The 15891-nt window shown below is 73.8% G+C and carries 14 protein-coding genes and 1 tRNA gene; 5 read left to right on the forward strand and 10 right to left on the reverse strand.

From position 1 onward, the window contains the following. The first annotated feature begins 155 nt into the window (after positions 1 to 155). A tRNA-Ile gene (locus AB0O53_RS24375) sits at positions 156 to 229 on the forward strand. A gap of 245 nt (positions 230 to 474) precedes the next feature. On the opposite strand, the gene AB0O53_RS24380 is transcribed toward AB0O53_RS24375, so the two are convergent. The 3 genes from AB0O53_RS24380 to AB0O53_RS24390 all read right to left on the reverse strand — a co-directional run bounded on the left by AB0O53_RS24380 (position 475) and on the right by AB0O53_RS24390 (position 5029). Then, positions 475 to 1737, reverse strand: coding sequence for an arginine deiminase (locus tag AB0O53_RS24380; protein WP_351000133.1), 1263 nt, complete (start codon positions 1735 to 1737; stop codon positions 475 to 477). Between the two features lie 53 nt (positions 1738 to 1790). After that, a complete protein-coding gene (locus AB0O53_RS24385; RefSeq protein ID WP_365198143.1) occupies positions 1791 to 3251 on the reverse strand; it encodes a basic amino acid/polyamine antiporter in 1461 nt (486 codons plus the stop codon). A gap of 608 nt (positions 3252 to 3859) precedes the next feature. Continuing rightward, the gene (locus tag AB0O53_RS24390; RefSeq protein WP_351000139.1) at positions 3860 to 5029 is read right to left on the reverse strand and encodes a carboxylate-amine ligase; all 1170 of its coding nucleotides are present in this window, start codon (positions 5027 to 5029) and stop codon (positions 3860 to 3862) included. Positions 5030 to 5244: 215 nt separating this feature from the next. On the opposite strand from AB0O53_RS24390, the gene AB0O53_RS24395 reads away from it, so the two are divergent. Then, positions 5245 to 6507, forward strand: a complete 1263-nt coding sequence (locus AB0O53_RS24395) for an MFS transporter (protein ID WP_351000142.1) — start codon at positions 5245 to 5247, stop codon at positions 6505 to 6507. Positions 6508 to 6533: 26 nt separating this feature from the next. Here the strand turns inward: AB0O53_RS24395 and AB0O53_RS24400 are convergent, their stop codons facing one another. Further along, positions 6534 to 6902 carry a cupin domain-containing protein gene (locus AB0O53_RS24400; protein WP_365198146.1) on the reverse strand — a complete coding sequence of 123 codons (369 nt, stop codon included), beginning with the start codon at positions 6900 to 6902 and terminating at the stop codon, positions 6534 to 6536. Positions 6903 to 6950: 48 nt separating this feature from the next. On the opposite strand from AB0O53_RS24400, the gene AB0O53_RS24405 reads away from it, so the two are divergent. Together AB0O53_RS24405 and AB0O53_RS24410 are read left to right on the forward strand one after the other, a co-directional pair. Further along, positions 6951 to 7772 carry an AraC family transcriptional regulator gene (locus AB0O53_RS24405; protein WP_365198147.1) on the forward strand — a complete coding sequence of 274 codons (822 nt, stop codon included), beginning with the start codon at positions 6951 to 6953 and terminating at the stop codon, positions 7770 to 7772. Between the two features lie 123 nt (positions 7773 to 7895). Further along, a complete protein-coding gene (locus AB0O53_RS24410) occupies positions 7896 to 8978 on the forward strand; it encodes an esterase-like activity of phytase family protein (RefSeq protein WP_365198149.1) in 1083 nt (360 codons plus the stop codon). Between the two features lie 194 nt (positions 8979 to 9172). Here AB0O53_RS24410 and AB0O53_RS24415 read toward each other — a convergent pair whose 3' ends face one another. The 4 genes from AB0O53_RS24415 to AB0O53_RS24430 all read right to left on the reverse strand — a co-directional run bounded on the left by AB0O53_RS24415 (position 9173) and on the right by AB0O53_RS24430 (position 12668). Continuing rightward, positions 9173 to 10522: a carboxyl transferase domain-containing protein gene (locus AB0O53_RS24415; protein ID WP_365198151.1), complete on the reverse strand. Its 1350-nt coding sequence runs from the start codon at positions 10520 to 10522 to the stop codon at positions 9173 to 9175. Between the two features lie 101 nt (positions 10523 to 10623). Next, positions 10624 to 11406, reverse strand: coding sequence for a TSUP family transporter (locus tag AB0O53_RS24420; RefSeq protein WP_365198154.1), 783 nt, complete (start codon positions 11404 to 11406; stop codon positions 10624 to 10626). A 121-nt stretch (positions 11407 to 11527) separates the two neighbouring features. Next, positions 11528 to 11977, reverse strand: coding sequence for a hypothetical protein (locus AB0O53_RS24425; protein WP_365198156.1), 450 nt, complete (start codon positions 11975 to 11977; stop codon positions 11528 to 11530). 34 nt (positions 11978 to 12011) lie between these two features. Continuing rightward, positions 12012 to 12668, reverse strand: coding sequence for a LysE family transporter (locus AB0O53_RS24430; RefSeq protein WP_351000163.1), 657 nt, complete (start codon positions 12666 to 12668; stop codon positions 12012 to 12014). 70 nt (positions 12669 to 12738) lie between these two features. Between AB0O53_RS24430 and AB0O53_RS24435 the strand changes: the two genes are divergently transcribed. After that, positions 12739 to 13179 (forward strand): Lrp/AsnC family transcriptional regulator, encoded by a 441-nt coding sequence (locus AB0O53_RS24435; protein ID WP_351000165.1) that lies wholly within the window; start codon positions 12739 to 12741, stop codon positions 13177 to 13179. Positions 13180 to 13265: 86 nt separating this feature from the next. Here the strand turns inward: AB0O53_RS24435 and AB0O53_RS24440 are convergent, their stop codons facing one another. Together AB0O53_RS24440 and AB0O53_RS24445 are read right to left on the reverse strand one after the other, a co-directional pair. Then, positions 13266 to 14846 (reverse strand): GAF domain-containing sensor histidine kinase, encoded by a 1581-nt coding sequence (locus tag AB0O53_RS24440; RefSeq protein ID WP_365198159.1) that lies wholly within the window; start codon positions 14844 to 14846, stop codon positions 13266 to 13268. After that, positions 14843 to 15880: a rod shape-determining protein gene (locus tag AB0O53_RS24445; protein WP_031145880.1), complete on the reverse strand. Its 1038-nt coding sequence runs from the start codon at positions 15878 to 15880 to the stop codon at positions 14843 to 14845. Before AB0O53_RS24445 ends, AB0O53_RS24440 begins: the two co-directional genes overlap by 4 nt. Between the last annotated feature and the right edge of the window lie 11 nt (positions 15881 to 15891).

The following is a 15891-nucleotide window of genomic DNA, read 5'->3' on the forward strand; positions in this document are numbered from 1 at the left end:
TCTTTCTTTGTCCGCCTTTCCGGGAACCGGGCAGGCCTCAGCGCGGTCTCTCTGGACAGGCGAAGCCGATCATGCGAGGCATCCGAAGCAGGAGATCGTATGAGCGGCTATGCTGCGGCAGACGGCGCGCACAGATGTACGCGCCACGCCGTGAAGGGGCGGTAGCTCAGCCGGTTAGAGCAGCGGACTCATAATCCGTCGGCCGTGGGTTCGAGTCCCACCCGCCCCACTGCGAGCCGCAGGTGCAGAAACGATCGCACCTGCGGCTTCGGCGTTTCCGGGGGCTGTGGCGCCCTCAGGCGAGCCGAGCTCAAGCCTTTGGCCGGGAACCACCCGGAAACGCAGGCCGGCCGTCTCGGGCTGATCACGGCGACGGAGCGGCGCGAGTGAGGCGGCCGGTGGTCTCGCGCACGTGCAGCAGCGAGACGTACGCGCCCGACGCTCCGACGGGCCCCGGGGCGGTCGTGGTGCGGGTCAGAAGTCGACCGGGTCGCGGACGAGGGGGCAGGTCATGCAGTGGCCGCCGCCGCGTCCGCGGCCCAGCTCCGCGCCCACGATGGTGATGACCTCGATGCCGGCCTTGCGCAGCAGCGTGTTGGTCTGGGTGTTGCGGTCGTAGGTGAAGACCACGCCCGGCTCCAGGGCGACGGCGTTGTTGCCGCTGTCCCACTGCTGACGCTCGGAGGCGTAGACGTCGCCGCCGGTCTCGATGACGCGCAGCCCCGGCAGTCCGAGGGCTTTGGCGACGACGTCCGTGAAGGCGGTGCCGCCCTCGTCCGTGATCTCGATGCCTGCGGCCGTGTCGCCGGGGCGCAGGGAGAAGGTGTGCACCGCGTCCATGATCTTCGGGTAGAGCGTGACGACGTCGCGGTCGGCGAAGGTGAAGACGGTGTCGAGGTGCATGGCGGAGCGCAGCTTGGGCATGCCGGCGACGATGACGTGGTGGGCGGCGCCGTTCTCGAAGAGGGCGCGGGCGACCTGCGTGATGGCCTGCCGGGAGGTGCGTTCGCTCATGCCCATGAGGACGACGCCGTTGCCGACGGGCATGATGTCGCCGCCTTCGAACGTGGCCTGGCCCCAGTCCTGTTCGGGGTCGCCCCACCACACGGCGGCGTCCTTGAAGTCGGGGTGGTGGGTGTAGATCGCCTTCATGAGCAGGGTCTCGCCGTGCCGGGCGGGCCAGTAGAGCGGGTTGAGGGTGACGCCGCCGTAGAGCCAGCAGGTGGTGTCACGGGTGTAGAGGGTGTTGGGCAGCGGGGGCATCAGGTACTCGCGGGCGCCGGTCGCCTCCCGGGCGAGCGTCACGTACGGCGAGCGGAAGTCATCGGGGAGGTCGGCTGTGGACAGCCCTCCGATCAGGTACTCGGCGAGCGCGCGAGGTGCGATCGAGTCCAGGAAGGCGCGGGTGTCGTCGACCAGGCCCAGGCCGACCTCGTTGGGCACGATCTTGCGGTCGAGCAGCCAGCTCTTCGCCTCGGGGATGGCCATGGTCTCGGTGAGCAGGTTGTTCAGCTCGATGACCTCGACACCGCGCTGGACCAGTTTGTTGACGAAGTCGGCGTGGTCGCGCTGGGCGTTCTCCACCCACATGACGTCGTCGAAGAGGAGGTCGTCGGAGTTGGTCGGGGTCAGTCGGCGGTGGGCGAGGCCCGGCGAGCAGACGAGGACCTTGCGGAGCCGGCCGACCTCGGAGTGGACGCCGAGGGCGGGCTTCGCGGCGGGACTGTCGGAGTTCATCACTGGCCTTTCCGGAAGGGGGTCGAGGAGGGGGACGGCGGGGCCGTGGCCGGTCAGAGCTCGATCCAGCCGGCGGCGAGGGCGACGATGCCGACGACGGCACCGGCCACGGAGACGGCGCAGATGACCGTCTCCCGGGGCGAGAAGAGACGCCGGCCCTGCTCCCGGCGGGCTTTGACGAACAGGAAGGTGGCGGGGGCGTAGACGATGAAGGAGATGAGGACGAACTTGAGTCCGGCCGCGTACAGCAGGAACGCGGTGTAGAGGGTGGCGACGGCGGCGACGACGAGTTCGCGCCGGGTGCTCGTGCCGGCCACCCGGTTCTCCCCGGGGCGCAGCGCGATCTTGAGGGCGAAGCCCGCGGCGAGGAGGAAGGGGATGAGGCTGAGGGCGCTGGTGAGGTCGAGGGCGAAGTTGAAGGCGTCGTCGGAGAAGGCGGTGACGACGAGCACGATCTGGCTGAGGGCCGTGGTCATCAGGAGGGCGGGCGCGGGGACGTCGTCGCCGCTGGAGCGGCCGAGGAAGCGGGGCATGTCCTCGTCCTTCGCGGCGACGAACAGCACTTCGGCGGCCATCAGGGTCCAGGCCAGATAGGCGCCGAGCACGGAGATGACGAGGCCGACGCTGACGAAGACCTTGCCCCAGGTGCCGACGGCGGCTTCCAGGACTCCGGCCATGGAGGGCTGGCGCAGTTCGGCGATCTCGCTCATCGGCAGGATGCCGTACGAGACGATGGTGACCGAGGCGAAGATCGCGAAGACGCTCAGGAAACCGAGGACGGTGGCCCGTCCCACGTCCTGCCTGCGCTTGGCGTGGCGCGAGTACACGCTGGCGCCCTCGATGCCGAGGAAGACGAAGACGGTGGCCAGCATGGTGCCGCGGACCTGGTTGAAGAGGGAGCCGGCGTAGTCGGCGCCGCCCCAGTTGTCGGCGAAGACGGACGGCTCGAAGGCAAAGAGCGCCAGGATGATGAAGACGATGATGGGGACGAGCTTGGCGGCGGTCACGATCCGGTTGATCGCGGCCGCTTCCTTCACTCCGCGCCGGATGAGCAGGAAGAAGCACCACAGGCCGAGGGACGACAGGACGATGGCCAGGAAGGTGTCGCCGTCGCCGAGCGCGGGCGCGACAGCGCCGATCGTCGACATGATGAGCACCCAGTAGGTGACGTTGCCGACGCAGGCGCTGGCCCAGTAGCCGAAGGCGGAGAAGAAGCCCAGGTACTCGCCGAAGCCCGCCTTGGCGTACGCGTACACGCCGGCGTCCAGGTCGGGCCGGCGCACGGCGAGCGCCTGGAAGACGAACGCGAGCATGAGCATGCCGGTGCCGGCGACGGCCCACGCGATGAGCGCGCCCGCGACGCCGGTCTCTTGGGCGAAGCGCCCGGGCAGCGAGAAGACGCCCGCGCCGACCATGGAGCCGACGACCATCGCGGTGAGCGTGAGCAGACTGAGCTTGACCGCCGGTGAAGGGCCGCCGGGAGCGGCTTCGCTACTGCTGTCCTGGTGGGGCATGGGCATACCTCGTCTGCGCGTTCGGGCCGTTGCGGCGCTGGCTGTGGGGCGGCGGAGGATCCGGACGGGCGCCTTCCCGGTCGGGCCGGTCTCCTCGACCTTGAATCCGGTGATCCCGCACGGGAGGCTCAGCAGGGGGCCGGCGCGGTTGACCGCGAACGGTGCGCAGGCAAGCGCCGCAGCTTCGAGGGCGGCCCCGTGAACGCGCCGCCGGAGTTCCGTGGCGCCGGGGCCGAGGTGGCGGTTCCGCTGTCGGAGGCGAGCCGGAACACCGTCAGGGCCATGTCCCGCAAGGGCGGCTCACGCGCCTCCCGCCCGCCCCCGGACGGCTCATTCGACGGCTTCACCAGGCCCCACTTCCCAGCTGGCAGAGCCGACGCCTCGCCGGCCCACTGAAAGAGGAATCTAGTGCAAATGCCCATATTTCTTGCTATTCGGCAAGCGGTTCGATCTGCCGGCTCACCCCCCTGGCGTGCCGGAGAGGTCGTCCCACGGCCTGGCGAAACCGAGTGCGCGCAGCCGCCTGAGCCGTACGCCTCTGCCGGCGAGTACGCAGAACTCCCCGTACCGCCGGCCGAAGGGTGCCGGGGGACGGGGAGCCGGGTGGATCAGAAGTCCTCCGTTTCGTCCACGAGGTGGCGCAGTACGTCCGTCAGGTCCTGGCGGCGGGCGTAGGCCGCGCGCTGGCGGTGGGCGCCCGAGCCGTCGCGCAGGAGCCCGGCCATGGTCTTGGCGGCGTGGTCCAGGTCGCCGGCGGCGGCCAGTTCCGGGGCGACCAGGTCCAGCAGGGCCTCCGCGAGGTCGGCCGCCGGGAGTTCCGTGCCCGTGTACGGGTCGAGGCCGAAGCCCTCCAGGCCGTCGTGGGCCGCACGCCAGCGCGCGAGGCGCAGGACGTCGTCCCGTACGGCCGGCTCCGGGCGCCGCTCGGCGCTCTCGCGCAGCGCCGTGGCCACCAGTGCGCGGGCCAGCTCCGCCTGGAGGACCGCCGAGTCGACGTCCGGGGACATGTCCGGCGCGCGGAGCTCCAGCGTCGGCCAGTGCCCGGAGGGTCGGAGGTCCCAGTAGACCATCTTGGTGTCCAGGGCCGCCCCGGAGCCGAGCAGGGTCTGCACGGAGCGCCGGAAGTGGGCCGTGGACGTGAAGTGCGGGGGCGGGCCCGCCGAGGGCCAGCCGGACCAGGCCATCGCCCGCCAGCTGGAGTGACCGGTGTCGCGGCCGCCCCAGAACGGCGAGTTGGCGGCCAGCGCCATCAGGGTGGGCAGCCACGGTCTGATCCGGTTGGACACCGCCACCGCCGTGTCCACGTCGAGGGTGCCGACGTGGATGTGGCGGCCGCAGCTGACCAGGGTGTCGGTGAGCGCGCCGAAGCGGCGGTGCTGCTCGCGCTGGCGCGGCAGGTCGTCGGTCAGGTGCAGCGGCCCCTCCACGGCGACGACCGGTGAGGGCGCGGCCAGCAGCCGGCAGCCGTGGGCACGGGCGGCCCGGCCCAAGCTGCGCCGCAGCTCGGCGAGTTCGGCGCGCAGCGAGGCCGCCGAATCGGCGATCGGGGTGGATATCTCCACCTGGTAGCGGGTGCCCTCGGGGTGCATCTCGCCCGGCAGCCCGCCGGCCGTCGCCAGGACCTGCGGGGCGGCCGGGACCACCCGGAGGGTGCGGGCGTCGACGAGGAGGAACTCCTCCTCGACCCCGACGGTGAGCGGCATGGTGGGGGGCACGGTGGGGCGCACCGTGTTCTGCGTCGTACCGGTGCTCGTGGTGCTGTTGCCAGGTTCGATCACTACGCCTCCCTGGACATACGAGTCTTTTCATCATGAGCTGAACGAGAGGCGAGGAGCGCACGTCGATTCAGTCAAATGTGCGGTGATAGTGGCGAGTTAGCGGCAACGGCCCACCTGCGCCGGGAGCCCGGAGCAGGGTGGGGCGACTGTTGCCCCTGTGTGAAAGGGCCGGAAAACCCCGCGGACCGGCGACGGGCCGCTGGTTATCATCCGATGTGACTCGTACGACCGCTCCGACCGCTCCGAGACGGCGCATATTCGCCGACCTCACCCCCCTGCGCACCTCCGCCGACTACCAGCGGCTGTGGATCGGCGGGACCATCTCCTGGGTCGGCCAGGCCATGACCACCCTCGCGATCTCGCTCCAGGTCTACGACATCACCGGCTCCAGCTTCTCGGTCGGGCTGGTCGGCCTCTTCTCGCTCGTCCCGCTCGTCGTCTTCGGCCTGTACGGCGGTGCCATCGCCGACACCGTCGACCGGCGCAAGCTCGGCCTCTACAGCTCACTCGGCGCCGCGGTGCTGTCCGTCGCGCTCGCGGCGGCCGCGCTGCTCGGCTTCCACCGGGTGTGGTTCCTGTACGCCGTCGTCGCGCTCCAGGCGGTCTGCGGGGCGCTGACCGGGCCGGCGCGCTCCGCGATGATCCCCAGGCTGCTGCCGGCCGAACAGCTGCCCGCCGCCAACGCCCTGAACTCCGTCACCATGACCTTCGGCACGATGGTCGGTCCCGCGCTGGGCGGACTGGTCGTCGCCGTCGGCGGCTACGAGTGGGCGTACCTGATCGACGCCGTGACCTTCACCGCGGCCCTCTACGCGATGTGGCGGCTGCCCTCGATGAAGCCGGACCGGGCGGAGGGGGTGCGGGGGAGGGCCTCCGTCGTCGACGGGCTGCGCTTCCTCGGCACCCGGCCCAACATCCGGATGACCTTCTTCACCGACATGGCCGCGATGGTGCTGGCGCAGCCGAAGGCGCTGTTCCCCGCCATCGCCGTGCTCTGGTACGGCGACGACGCGAAGACGGTCGGCATGATGGTGGCCGCGATCGCCGCCGGAGCGCTGCTGGGCGGGCTGTTCTCCGGCTGGCAGGCGCGCGTCCGGCGGCACGGGCTGGCGATCCTGCTGGCGGTCGCGTCCTGGGGGCTGGCCATCGCGGTCTTCGGGCTCACCCGGAACCTCTGGCTCGGGCTGTTCTTCCTGGCCCTGGCCGGGTACGCGGACACGGTCTCCATGGTGTTCCGCACCACCATGCTGCAGGCGGCCACGCCGGACGACATGCGCGGGCGGCTGCAGGGCGTCTTCATCGTGGTCGTCGCGGGCGGGCCCCGGCTCGGGGACTTCCTCGCCGGGACCGCCGCCGACCTGACCTCGCCCGCCGTCGCCGTCACCGGCGGAGGCCTGGCCTGCGTGCTGCTGGTGGGCCTGCTCGCCCTGCGCTGGCGCAACTTCGCCCGCTACGACGCCCGCTCCCCCCAGGCCTGACCGCCGCGACCGCGGGGCCGGGCGGGCTACGCGTCCACCGGCTCCCGGGTGCGGGTACCGCCCGCGGTGCCCGTGTTGGTGGTGCCGGACGGTTCGAAGAGCAGGATGTGGGCCTCCTCGTCCGCGGCCGGGCAGTGTTCCGTCCCGCGCGGGACGACGTACATCTCGCCGGGGCCCAGGACCACGTCCCCGTCCCCGTCCCGCAGGCGGATCGTCAGGGTTCCGGCCACGACGAGGAAGAGCTCGTCGGTGTCCTCGTGGCTGTGCCACACGAACTCGCCCCGGACCTTGGCGACCTTGACCTCGTAGTCGTTGACGCGGGCGATGCGGCGCGGCGCCCAGTGCTCGGTGAAACCGGCCAGCCTGCCGGCGATGTCGATCTTCTGTGTCGTCATGCGGACAGCCTGGCGGCGCGTGCGCGGCGGGTCTTGTACGTTCCTGACATGGCCGCGATACGTCCGCTCAGCACCGTCAGTGCCTGGCGGCCGCCGGTGCCGGGCATCGCCGAGGTCTTCCACGCCCGCTTCACCGAGCACGCGTACCCGGCCCACGTGCACGACACCTGGGCGCTGATGATCGTGGACGGCGGACGGGTGGACTTCGCCCTCGACCGGGAGCGGCACGGCGCCGGGGTCTCGGACGCGGTGGTCCTGCTGCCGCCCGGCGTGGTCCACGACGGGCGGACCGTGACCGAGGCGGGCTTCCGCAAGCGCGTCCTGTACCTGGACACCTCGGTACTGCCGGAACGGCTGACCGGAGCGGCCGTGGACGCGCCGCTGCTGGCCGACCCCGCGCTGCGCGAGCGCGTGCACGCGCTGCACCTGGCGCTCGGGGACCGGGACCGGGATCCCCTGGAGGCCCCGTCGCGGCTGGCCTTCGTACGGGAGCGGCTGCACCGGTGGCTCACGGGGCGCGCGCCGGCGGGGTACGGGGCGCCGGCCCCGGCGGGGCTCGCCGTACGGCTGCGCGAGCTGCTGGACGCGCGCGTGGTGGAGGGGATCACGCTGGAGGAGGCGTCGGCGCGGCTCGGCCACGCCCATCCCACCCACCTGATCAGGAGCTTCCGGCAGGCCTACGGGCTGCCGCCGCACGCGTACCTGACGGGGCGCAGGGTGGCGCTCGCGCGGGGACTGCTGCTGGCGGGGGCGGGGCCCGCGGCGGCGGCCGCGGAGGCCGGCTTCCACGACCAGGCGCACCTCACACGGCACTTCGCCCGGCATGTCGGGACCAGTCCGGCCCGGTTCGCCCGATCGGGACGGGCGTGAAGGGAAGTTGGCGGGTTCATTGCCTTCGTGTTGCGAGGCCTTCCCCTTCATTTCGAATAGCCATATGACAGTTCGGCAGCCGCCCCCCGCCCCGCATCCGCCCGCCGAACCAGGAGCGCCGCCATGCGCCTTCTTCGTCCGCCCACCACGACCACGGCCGCAGCAGTCGCCGCGGCCGCCGCGCTCTGCGCGATGCTCGCGCCGCCCGCCGCGGCCGCCCCGCCGCAGGACCGGTCCTGCTCGCCGTACCTCTCCGTCGCGGGCTACTCCGACGCGCTCGACAAGACCACGCTCGACGGCGGCCTCGTCGGGGGCCTCTCGGGTCTCGCGCCCGACCGGGACGGCGCCGTCGTCGCGGTGTCGGACAAGTCGGCGCTCTACTCCCTGAAGGTGGGGCGCGGGGGCACCCCGACCGCCCGGGCCACGGCGCGGATCCCGCTCACCGACGGCGCCGGCGCGCCGGTCGACTCGGAGGGCGTCGTCGTCGACCGGGACGGCTCCTACCTGGTCACCGACGAGTACGCGCCCGCCGTCCGCCGCTACGGCCGGACCGGGCAGGTACTGGGCACGCTGCAGGTCCCGGACGCCCTCCGCCCCGCCCCGCAGGGCCGGGCCGCGGCGAACCAGACCTTCGAATCGCTGACCCTGCTCCCCGGCGGGCGCACGCTCGTGGCGGGCGTCGAGGGGCCGCTGGCCGGTGACGGCAAGGACGCCGAGGGGCGCACGCTCCAGCGGATCCAGACCTGGGAGCGGGGCCGCGACGGTGAGTTCCGGCTGGGACGGCAGTACGCCTACCCGGTGGACGCCGGGCACGGCCTCGTGGAACTCGCCCCCACCCGGGACGGCCGGCTGATCGTCCTGGAGCGCGGCTTCACCCGGGAGTTCGCCATCACCGTGCGGCTGTACGTCGCCGACCCGCTGGGCGCGACGGACACCTCGAAGGTCGAGGCGCTGGCCCAGGGCACCGGGCTGCGGGTCGCCCGCAAGACGGCGCTCGGGGACCTCGACGGCTGCCCGACGCTGGGCGCGCCGTCGAGGCTTCCGCAGAACCACCCGCTGGTCGACAACGTCGAGGGCATGGCCGTCACCGGGGAGGACGGCCGCGGCCGGGTGCGGCTGCTGCTGGTCAGCGACGACAACGAGCTGGCCCAGCAGGTGACGAGGCTCTACCGGATGGACGTCCGGCTGCCGGCCCGCCGGGTCTAGGCCGTCTCTTTCGGATCTTGCCGGGCCCGCGCTGCCCGGCACCGCACCTCGCTGCGTTGTCGGGGCTCCCGAGTACGGCCAGTACACGAGGAGCTCCTCCGCCTTGCGATGCTTCCCCTCGGCCCTGCGGGCCTGGGGAGACCCCATGGCACCGGACAACGCGGGCTCGGCCGACAAGATCCGAAAGAGACGACCTAGGGTGTGTCCGGCGGGCCGACGATGCCGCGGGCGACGCCCAGGGCCACCAGGTCCTGGGGGCGGATGCGGAGCTGGTCCGCCGTGGCCGGGGCGGCCGACGGGGGGCGCTTGAGGATGGCCGCGGCGAGCTCCGGGGCGATGACCGAGAAGTAGCTGTCCGGGGTGACCCAGGTGTTGCCCGGCGCGGCCAGCGCGAGGGCGCCGCCCGAACCGCCCTCGCCGATCAGGAGGGTGGTGAGGGGGACTGCGGCCTCCGCCAGCGCCGCGAAGGTGTCGGCGATGGCCGCGCCGGCGCCCGCGTGCTCGGCGGCGGCGTCGTTGGCCGCGCCCGGGGTGTCCACCAGGGTGAGCACGGGGATGCCCAGCCGGTCCGCGAGGCGGACCACGCGGGCGGCTGTGCGGTATCCCGCCGGGCGGGTGGCCGTGCCGCACTGGGCGGCGTAGGCCACGGCCCGGCCCTCCCGCAGCCCGAACCCGCACAGCATCCCCGGGTCCGTGCCGCCCGCCCGGTCGCCGGAGAGGTGCAGGCGGAGCTCGAAGTACGCGTCCAGGTACGCCTCGGCGCGCGGTCGGCCGGGGTCGCGGGCCTGCCGTACCGCGTCCCAGCCGGTCGCGGGCGGGCCGGCGTCGGCCAGCGCGGCCGGGGGTTCGACCGGCTCGCCGGAGCGGGGCGCGGCCAGGACGCGGAGCCAGTGCGCGAGGGTGCCCGCCAGATGGGCGGCGGGGACCACGGCGTCCACGTGGCCGGCGGCGTACTGCCCCTCGGCGCAGTACGCGGCCGGGTCCGCGTCGGCCGGGCGCACCCGGGATCCGGCGAAGCCGACCTGGGCGCCGGGCAGCGCGAGGACCACGTCGGCGCCCGCCCCGAGGGTGGCCCAGCCGCCGCCGGTGGTCGGATCGCGCAGGACGGCGAGCTGGGGGAGCCCGGCGGCCCGGGTCAGGACGCCCTGGCGGGCCACGCGCTGCAGCTGGGTCAGGGCGAGCATGCCCTCCTGCATCCGGGAGCCGCCCGTGGCGATGAGCGAGACGAGGGGGAGGCGCCTCTCGCGGGCGTGCGTGTACGCGGCTTCGAGCCGGTCGCCGGTGCGCTGCCCGAGGGAGCCGCCCAGGAAGCCGAACTCGAAGGAGATCAGGACGGCTTCGCGGCCGCCGAGGCGGGCGGTGCCGGTGACGACGGACTCCTGCTCGCCGGTGCGCTCGGCGGCGCGGGCTCGGGAGGCGTCGTAGCCGGCCCAGGCCAGCGGGCCGTCCGCCGGGGACTCCCGTCGCGGGGAGGGCAGTTCGGTGAAGCTGCCGGGATCGGTCACGGAGGCGATGGCCGCGCGGGCCGAGAGGCGGGTCGTCACCCTTTCACCCTAGGGGGCGCGGTCGAATTCCCGTCCGGGCGGCAGGACTTCGGCGGAGATTCCCGGCCGTCTCCGGCCACCTCCGGCCACCGCGTGCCGTGTCAGGCCAGGAACCGGACGGCGTACAGCGCGCCGATGCCCGTGGCCAGGCCGGCGAGCAGCAGCCGGAGCGCGGTCTCGGGCAGGCGGGGCTGGAGCCGGGCGCCGAGGTGTCCGCCGAGCAGGCCGCCGGCCCCGCAGGACAGCCCGAGGAACCAGTCCGGGGCGACGTCGCCCGCGGCGGCGAGGGAGAGCAGCGCGTACGTGGCCGCGCCGACGACCGAGGTGACGAAGGTAGCGGCCAGGGCGGCGGGCGCGACGACGGCGACCGGCGCCCCGCGGCCGACCAGGACGGGGCCGAGCAGCGAGCCTCCGCCGATCCCGTAGACGCCCCCGGCCACGCCGACGGCCAGGGCCAGCGCGGTCGTGGCGCGGGGCGAGGGCGGACGGGGAGCCCGGGCCGGCGCGGGGCGCAGGGTGCGCAGCAGCAGCCACAGCCCCAGCGGCAGCAGCAGGGCGGCGACGAGGAGGCGGAAGATCCGCGGCCCGGGGACGGCGAACACGCGGATCACCGCGCCGAGGACGACGCCGGGCACGGTCCCGGCGATGAGCAGGCGGGTGAGCGGCCCCCGCAGGCTCCCCGTCCTGTGGTGGCGCAGCAGGGCTCCGGGACCGGCCACGATGTTGTAGAGGAGGTTGGTCGGAGTCACCGCCGGGCTCGGCACGCCCAGGAGGCTGACCTGCACGGGCAGCAGGAAGACCGCTCCGGAGACCCCCACGGGCGCGGTGACCACGGATATCAGCAGCCCGGCGGCGAACCCGAGCAGACCGCTCGACCACGTCACACCCGCCGCCTTTCGGAAAGACCACCGTTCACCGGTCCGATCCTCGCTCTGCGGGCCGGTCAGGTCCATGACGTTCTCGTGAACACCGAAGTCACCGCGGACGGCGGCAGGGTTGTCGGCCCTACGGGCAGATCCAGCAGTACAAACGCCGGTCGTGTGCGACCGCCCGGCGCGCCAGCGCCGCGAGCGACTCCAGGAACTCTGCGAGACCCTCCGCTGACGGCGACACGGCGAAGACGTCCGAGCCGGACCAGGCGCGTGCAACGGAGCCCAGCTGCCGGGGGCCGCAGTCCGCGAGGGAGTCCCGGAGCGCCTCGGTGAGCGACACGCTGACCACCTCGCCGTCCCGGACCGTCGCGATCAGCCCGCCGTGTCGGGGATCGGCCTCGACGGCCTCCGCCGACCGGCCCGTGAGGAGCACCTCGGCGGGCAGCAGTTGGACCACCGGATCCGCGCCCTTCACCACGAACTGGTCGTATCCGGTGCCGGCCGGTCCGCCGTCGTCGCGTCGCACCGCCCGCCCGGCGTCATCGTCGTCGCGGGCGGCGTAGTAGCCGAAGAGGACACCCATGCCGGCGAGCATCACATGCGGCACCGACAACCCGTCAGGGGAGGGGGAGGGCGATCTTCACCGCGTAGGCGGCGACCAGGCCGTAGCCCAGGCGGAAGGTCCAGACGCGGGCGGTGGCGGAGATGCGGGCGCCCGCGAGGGAGCCGAGGGCGACGAGGGACTGCTGCCAGAGGAGGGAGGCCGCGCCGACGCCGACGAGGAAGGCCGCTCCGGCGGGGCCGGTTCCCAGGGTCGCGCCCTGGGCGGTGGTGAGGGCGGCGAAGTAGAGGGCGGTCGTGGGGTTGATCGCGGTGAGGGCGACGTAGCGGGCGAAGGCCGTGGCCGGCCGCAGGCCGGTGGTGGTCCGCGTGGTGCCCGACGCGGCGGCGGGGTCCGGGGCCGCTGCGGGCGGGGCCGCCCCGGCGCGGGATCCGGCGAGGCCGTGGGCCGCGATGGCCAGCAGGACCGCCGCCGAGGCCAGCCGGACCCACGCCTCGACGGGGGAGACGTGGGAGGCCACCCAGGGGCCGACGGCGGTGGCGAGGGCCGCGTAGCCGAGGTCGACCACCGCGATGCCCAGGGCCGCGGCCGCCGCCGTCCGCCGGTGCCGCATCGCCTCCTGGAGCAGCAGCACGCTCATCGCACCCATCGGCATCGCCACGCCCAGACCGGCGGCGGCGCCCGCCAGGGCCGGTGTCATCAGTTCGCTCATACGGGCGAGGGTCGGCCCTCACCCCCGAGGTACGAGCGCGAATACCGGGCCCGACTGCGACAATCGCGGCATGGACCGCCTCGACAGGGAAATCCTCGGCATCCTGCAGCAGGATGCGCGGATCTCGTACCGCGACCTCGGTGTCCGCGTCGGCCTGAGCGCCAATGCCACCGCCGACCGGGTGCGGCGGATGCGCCGGGACGGCGTGATCCGCGGGTTCACCGTCCTGGTGGACCCGGCCGCCGACACCGCCGGCGGTCTGGTCGTCTTCATCGACGTCACCCTGCGCCAGGACACCACCAACGAGGAGTTCGAGCGCCAGGTCGCCAAGCTCCCTGGGATCACCGAGGCCGTCCACGTGACGGGCGCGCACGACTACCTCGTGCGGGCCCGGGCCGCCGACCCCGCCGCCCTCGACGCGCTGCTGCGCCGTCTGAAGCGGGAGGCGGGCGTGGCCCAGTCCAACACCCGGATCGCCCTGCGCGCCGCCGAACGCCCCGGCCGGCCCTGAAGGCCCCGGGCCGCACCGAACCGCCGCACCACACCACACCGCCGCACCGCGCCGCCGCGCAGGGCGGACGTGCGCGTGCCGCGCCGTCAGAGGGCCGACTCCCAGGTCACCGTCGTGCCGCGCGCGCCCCGTTCCGTACGGCCGTCGTCCGTCACGGTCAGGCGGACCCGGGCCGGGGAGGCGTCCACCACCACCTCGATCGCGGTGACCCGGCTGCGCCGGTGGGCCGCGGCCAGGGCGCCGCGCAGGGCGGTGAGCAGATCGCCCGCGACGGCCTCCGGGAGCAGGGCGTCCACGGCGCCCGCGAAGTGCACCGACGGCTGGAAGCCGAGCAGGACCGCCGCGCCGCCCGTCTCGCGCAGGACCCGGCCCCGGAAGGTGGTCGGGGCGTCGGTGGGCGGCTGCTGGAGGGCGAAGATGGCGGTGCGGACCTCCTGGATGGTGGAGTCCAGCTCGTCGACGGCGCGGGTGAGTTCGTCGCCGACCGTGTCCCCCGAGGGGGCGTTCTCGGCCCGCCTCCGGGTGCTCTCCAGCATCATCTCGGTGGCGAAGAGCCGCTGGACCACCAGGTCGTGCAGGTCCCGGGCGATCCGGTCGCGGTCCTCGTACACCGCGAGCTGCTCCCGGTCGTGCTGGGCGTCCGCCAGGACGAGGGCCAGCGCGGCCTGGGAGGCGAACTGCGAGGCGAGCAGCCGGTCCACCGCGTCGTACGCCGGGCCGCCCCGGGCGCGCGGCAGGGCCAGGGTGCCGATCAGCCGGCCGCCGCTCTGGAGCGGCAGCATCATGCTCGGCCCGAACCGCTCCCGGACCCGGGTGGTCATCCGCGGATCGGTGGCCGAGTCGTCGATGAAGACGGGTTCGCCGCCGAGGAGCTGTTCCAGCACCGGCGATCCGGGGGCGATCGCCGTCCCGACCAGGTCCCCGGGATCCCCCTGGGTGGAGGCGGCCACGATTTCCATGCCGCCCTCGGGCGTCGGCTGGAGCACCACCCCGGCCGCGGCGTCGGCGAGCAGCCGGGCCCGTTCGGCCACGCACATCAGGGCGTCCGCCGCGGGGCGCCCGGCCAGGAGGGTCGTCGTCACGGCGGCGGCCCCGTCGATCCAGCGCTCCCGGCGGCGCGCGGTCTCGTACAGCCTGGCGTTGCCGATCGCTATGCCCGCCTGTGCGGCCAGGACGCGCACGAGGGCGAGGTCCTCCTCGGTGAAGGGGGAGCCGCCGTGCTTCTCGGTGAGGTAGAGGTTGCCGAAGACCTCGTTGTGGACCCGGATCGGCACGCCGAGGAAGCTGCGCATGGGCGGGTGGCCGGGCGGGAAGCCGGCGGTGCGCGGGTCCCGGGTGAGGTCGTCCAGGAGCAGCGGGCGCGGGTCCCGGGCGAGGACTGCGAGCAGGCCGGAGCGGCCGTCCGGCAGATGGGGGACGGCCGCCCGCTGCTCCTCGGTCAGCCCCGCCGTGAACAGGGCGGTCACGGCGGCGCGCTCGGGATCGAGGATCGCGAGCGCGCCGTACCGGGCCGAGCACAGCTCGGCGGCCGATTCCACGATGTGCTGGAGGGTGGCGCGCAGCTCCAGCTCGGAGCCGACGCTCAGTACGGCCTCCAGCAGCACGGGGAGGCTCGCCGCGTCCTCGTCGGACTGCCCGGCGGGCCTCCCGTGCCCTTCGTCCGTCATCCGGCCAGCGGGTTGAGGACCATCGGGGCGATCTTCCCTTCGAGCATCGCGCCGAGACCCATCACGGCGCACACGTCGGGCCGTTCGGCGATGGCGACGGGCATTCCGGTGGCGTCCCGCAGCATCTGGTCCAGGCCCGGCAGCAGGGCGCTGCCGCCCACCATCATGATCCCCCGGTCCGTCAGGTCGGCGACCAGGTCGGGCGGGCAGTCCCGCAGCACCTTGCCGATGCCGTCGAGGACCGCGGTCAGCGGCGTGTGGATGGCGTCCCGGACGGCCGCGGTGTCCACGTGCACGGACCGGGCCAGGCCGGTGGCCACGTCACGGCCGTGGATGAGGGTGGAGGCCGGCCCCTCGGAGGTGAGGCCGTTGCCGTGCAGGGCCAGTTGGAGCGGCCGGACGGCCTGGCTCGGCAGCATCAGCTCGTGCGCGTGGCGCAGGTGCTGGACGACCGCGTGGTCGATGGCCTCGCCGCCGACGGGGATCCGCTCGGCGGTGACGATCGAACCGAGCGAGAGGACGGCGACCTGGGTGGCCGCGGCCCCGCACACCATGATCATCGTCGCGGTCGGCTGCTCCACGGGCAGTCCGCAGCCGACGGCCGCCGCGATCAGGGTGTCGACCAGTTCGACGCGCCGCGCCCCGAGGCCGACCAGCGTCTCCACGGCCGCCCGCTGGGCGAGCGGGTCCGCGTCGTGCGGGGTGCAGGCGGCGGCCCGCAGCCGGGGCTTGCGCCGCAGGGCGCGCCGCAGCTTCTCGCCGAGGAGGTGGCGCAGCATGCGCTGGGCCATCTCGATGTCGACGACGGTGCCTCCGGAGACGGGGCGCACGACCCTGATGTAGTCGGGCGTGCGGCCGGTCATCCGCTCGGCGAAGGTTCCGACGGCGATGAGTGCGCCGGTGCGCGTGTTGACCGCGGCGACGCTGGGTTCGTCGACCACGAGGCCGGCGCCCTTGACGTACACGCGGGTCCTGGCCGCCCCCAGGTCGACGGCGACGTGGCAGCGGCGCAACTGCTCAAGACTGACGGTCACGGCAGAACCTC

The sequence above is a fragment of the Streptomyces erythrochromogenes genome (assembly GCF_040684695.1).
Taxonomy (GTDB): Bacteria; Actinomycetota; Actinomycetes; order Streptomycetales; family Streptomycetaceae; genus Streptomyces; species Streptomyces erythrochromogenes_C.

Bases quoted from the DNA above. Each gene is read 5' to 3' on its own strand.
- AB0O53_RS24380 (WP_351000133.1), bottom strand. From the start codon at position 1,737: ATGAACTCCGACAGTCCCGCCGCGAAGCCCGCCCTCGGCGTCCACTCC.
- AB0O53_RS24385 (WP_365198143.1), bottom strand. From the start codon at position 3,251: ATGCCCCACCAGGACAGCAGTAGCGAAGCCGCTCCCGGCGGCCCTTCA.
- AB0O53_RS24400 (WP_365198146.1), bottom strand. From the start codon at position 6,902: ATGACGACACAGAAGATCGACATCGCCGGCAGGCTGGCCGGTTTCACC.
- AB0O53_RS24405 (WP_365198147.1), top strand. From the start codon at position 6,951: ATGGCCGCGATACGTCCGCTCAGCACCGTCAGTGCCTGGCGGCCGCCG.
- AB0O53_RS24410 (WP_365198149.1), top strand. From the start codon at position 7,896: ATGCGCCTTCTTCGTCCGCCCACCACGACCACGGCCGCAGCAGTCGCC.
- AB0O53_RS24425 (WP_365198156.1), bottom strand. From the start codon at position 11,977: ATGGGTGTCCTCTTCGGCTACTACGCCGCCCGCGACGACGATGACGCC.
- AB0O53_RS24430 (WP_351000163.1), bottom strand. From the start codon at position 12,668: ATGAGCGAACTGATGACACCGGCCCTGGCGGGCGCCGCCGCCGGTCTG.
- AB0O53_RS24435 (WP_351000165.1), top strand. From the start codon at position 12,739: ATGGACCGCCTCGACAGGGAAATCCTCGGCATCCTGCAGCAGGATGCG.
- AB0O53_RS24440 (WP_365198159.1), bottom strand. From the start codon at position 14,846: ATGACGGACGAAGGGCACGGGAGGCCCGCCGGGCAGTCCGACGAGGAC.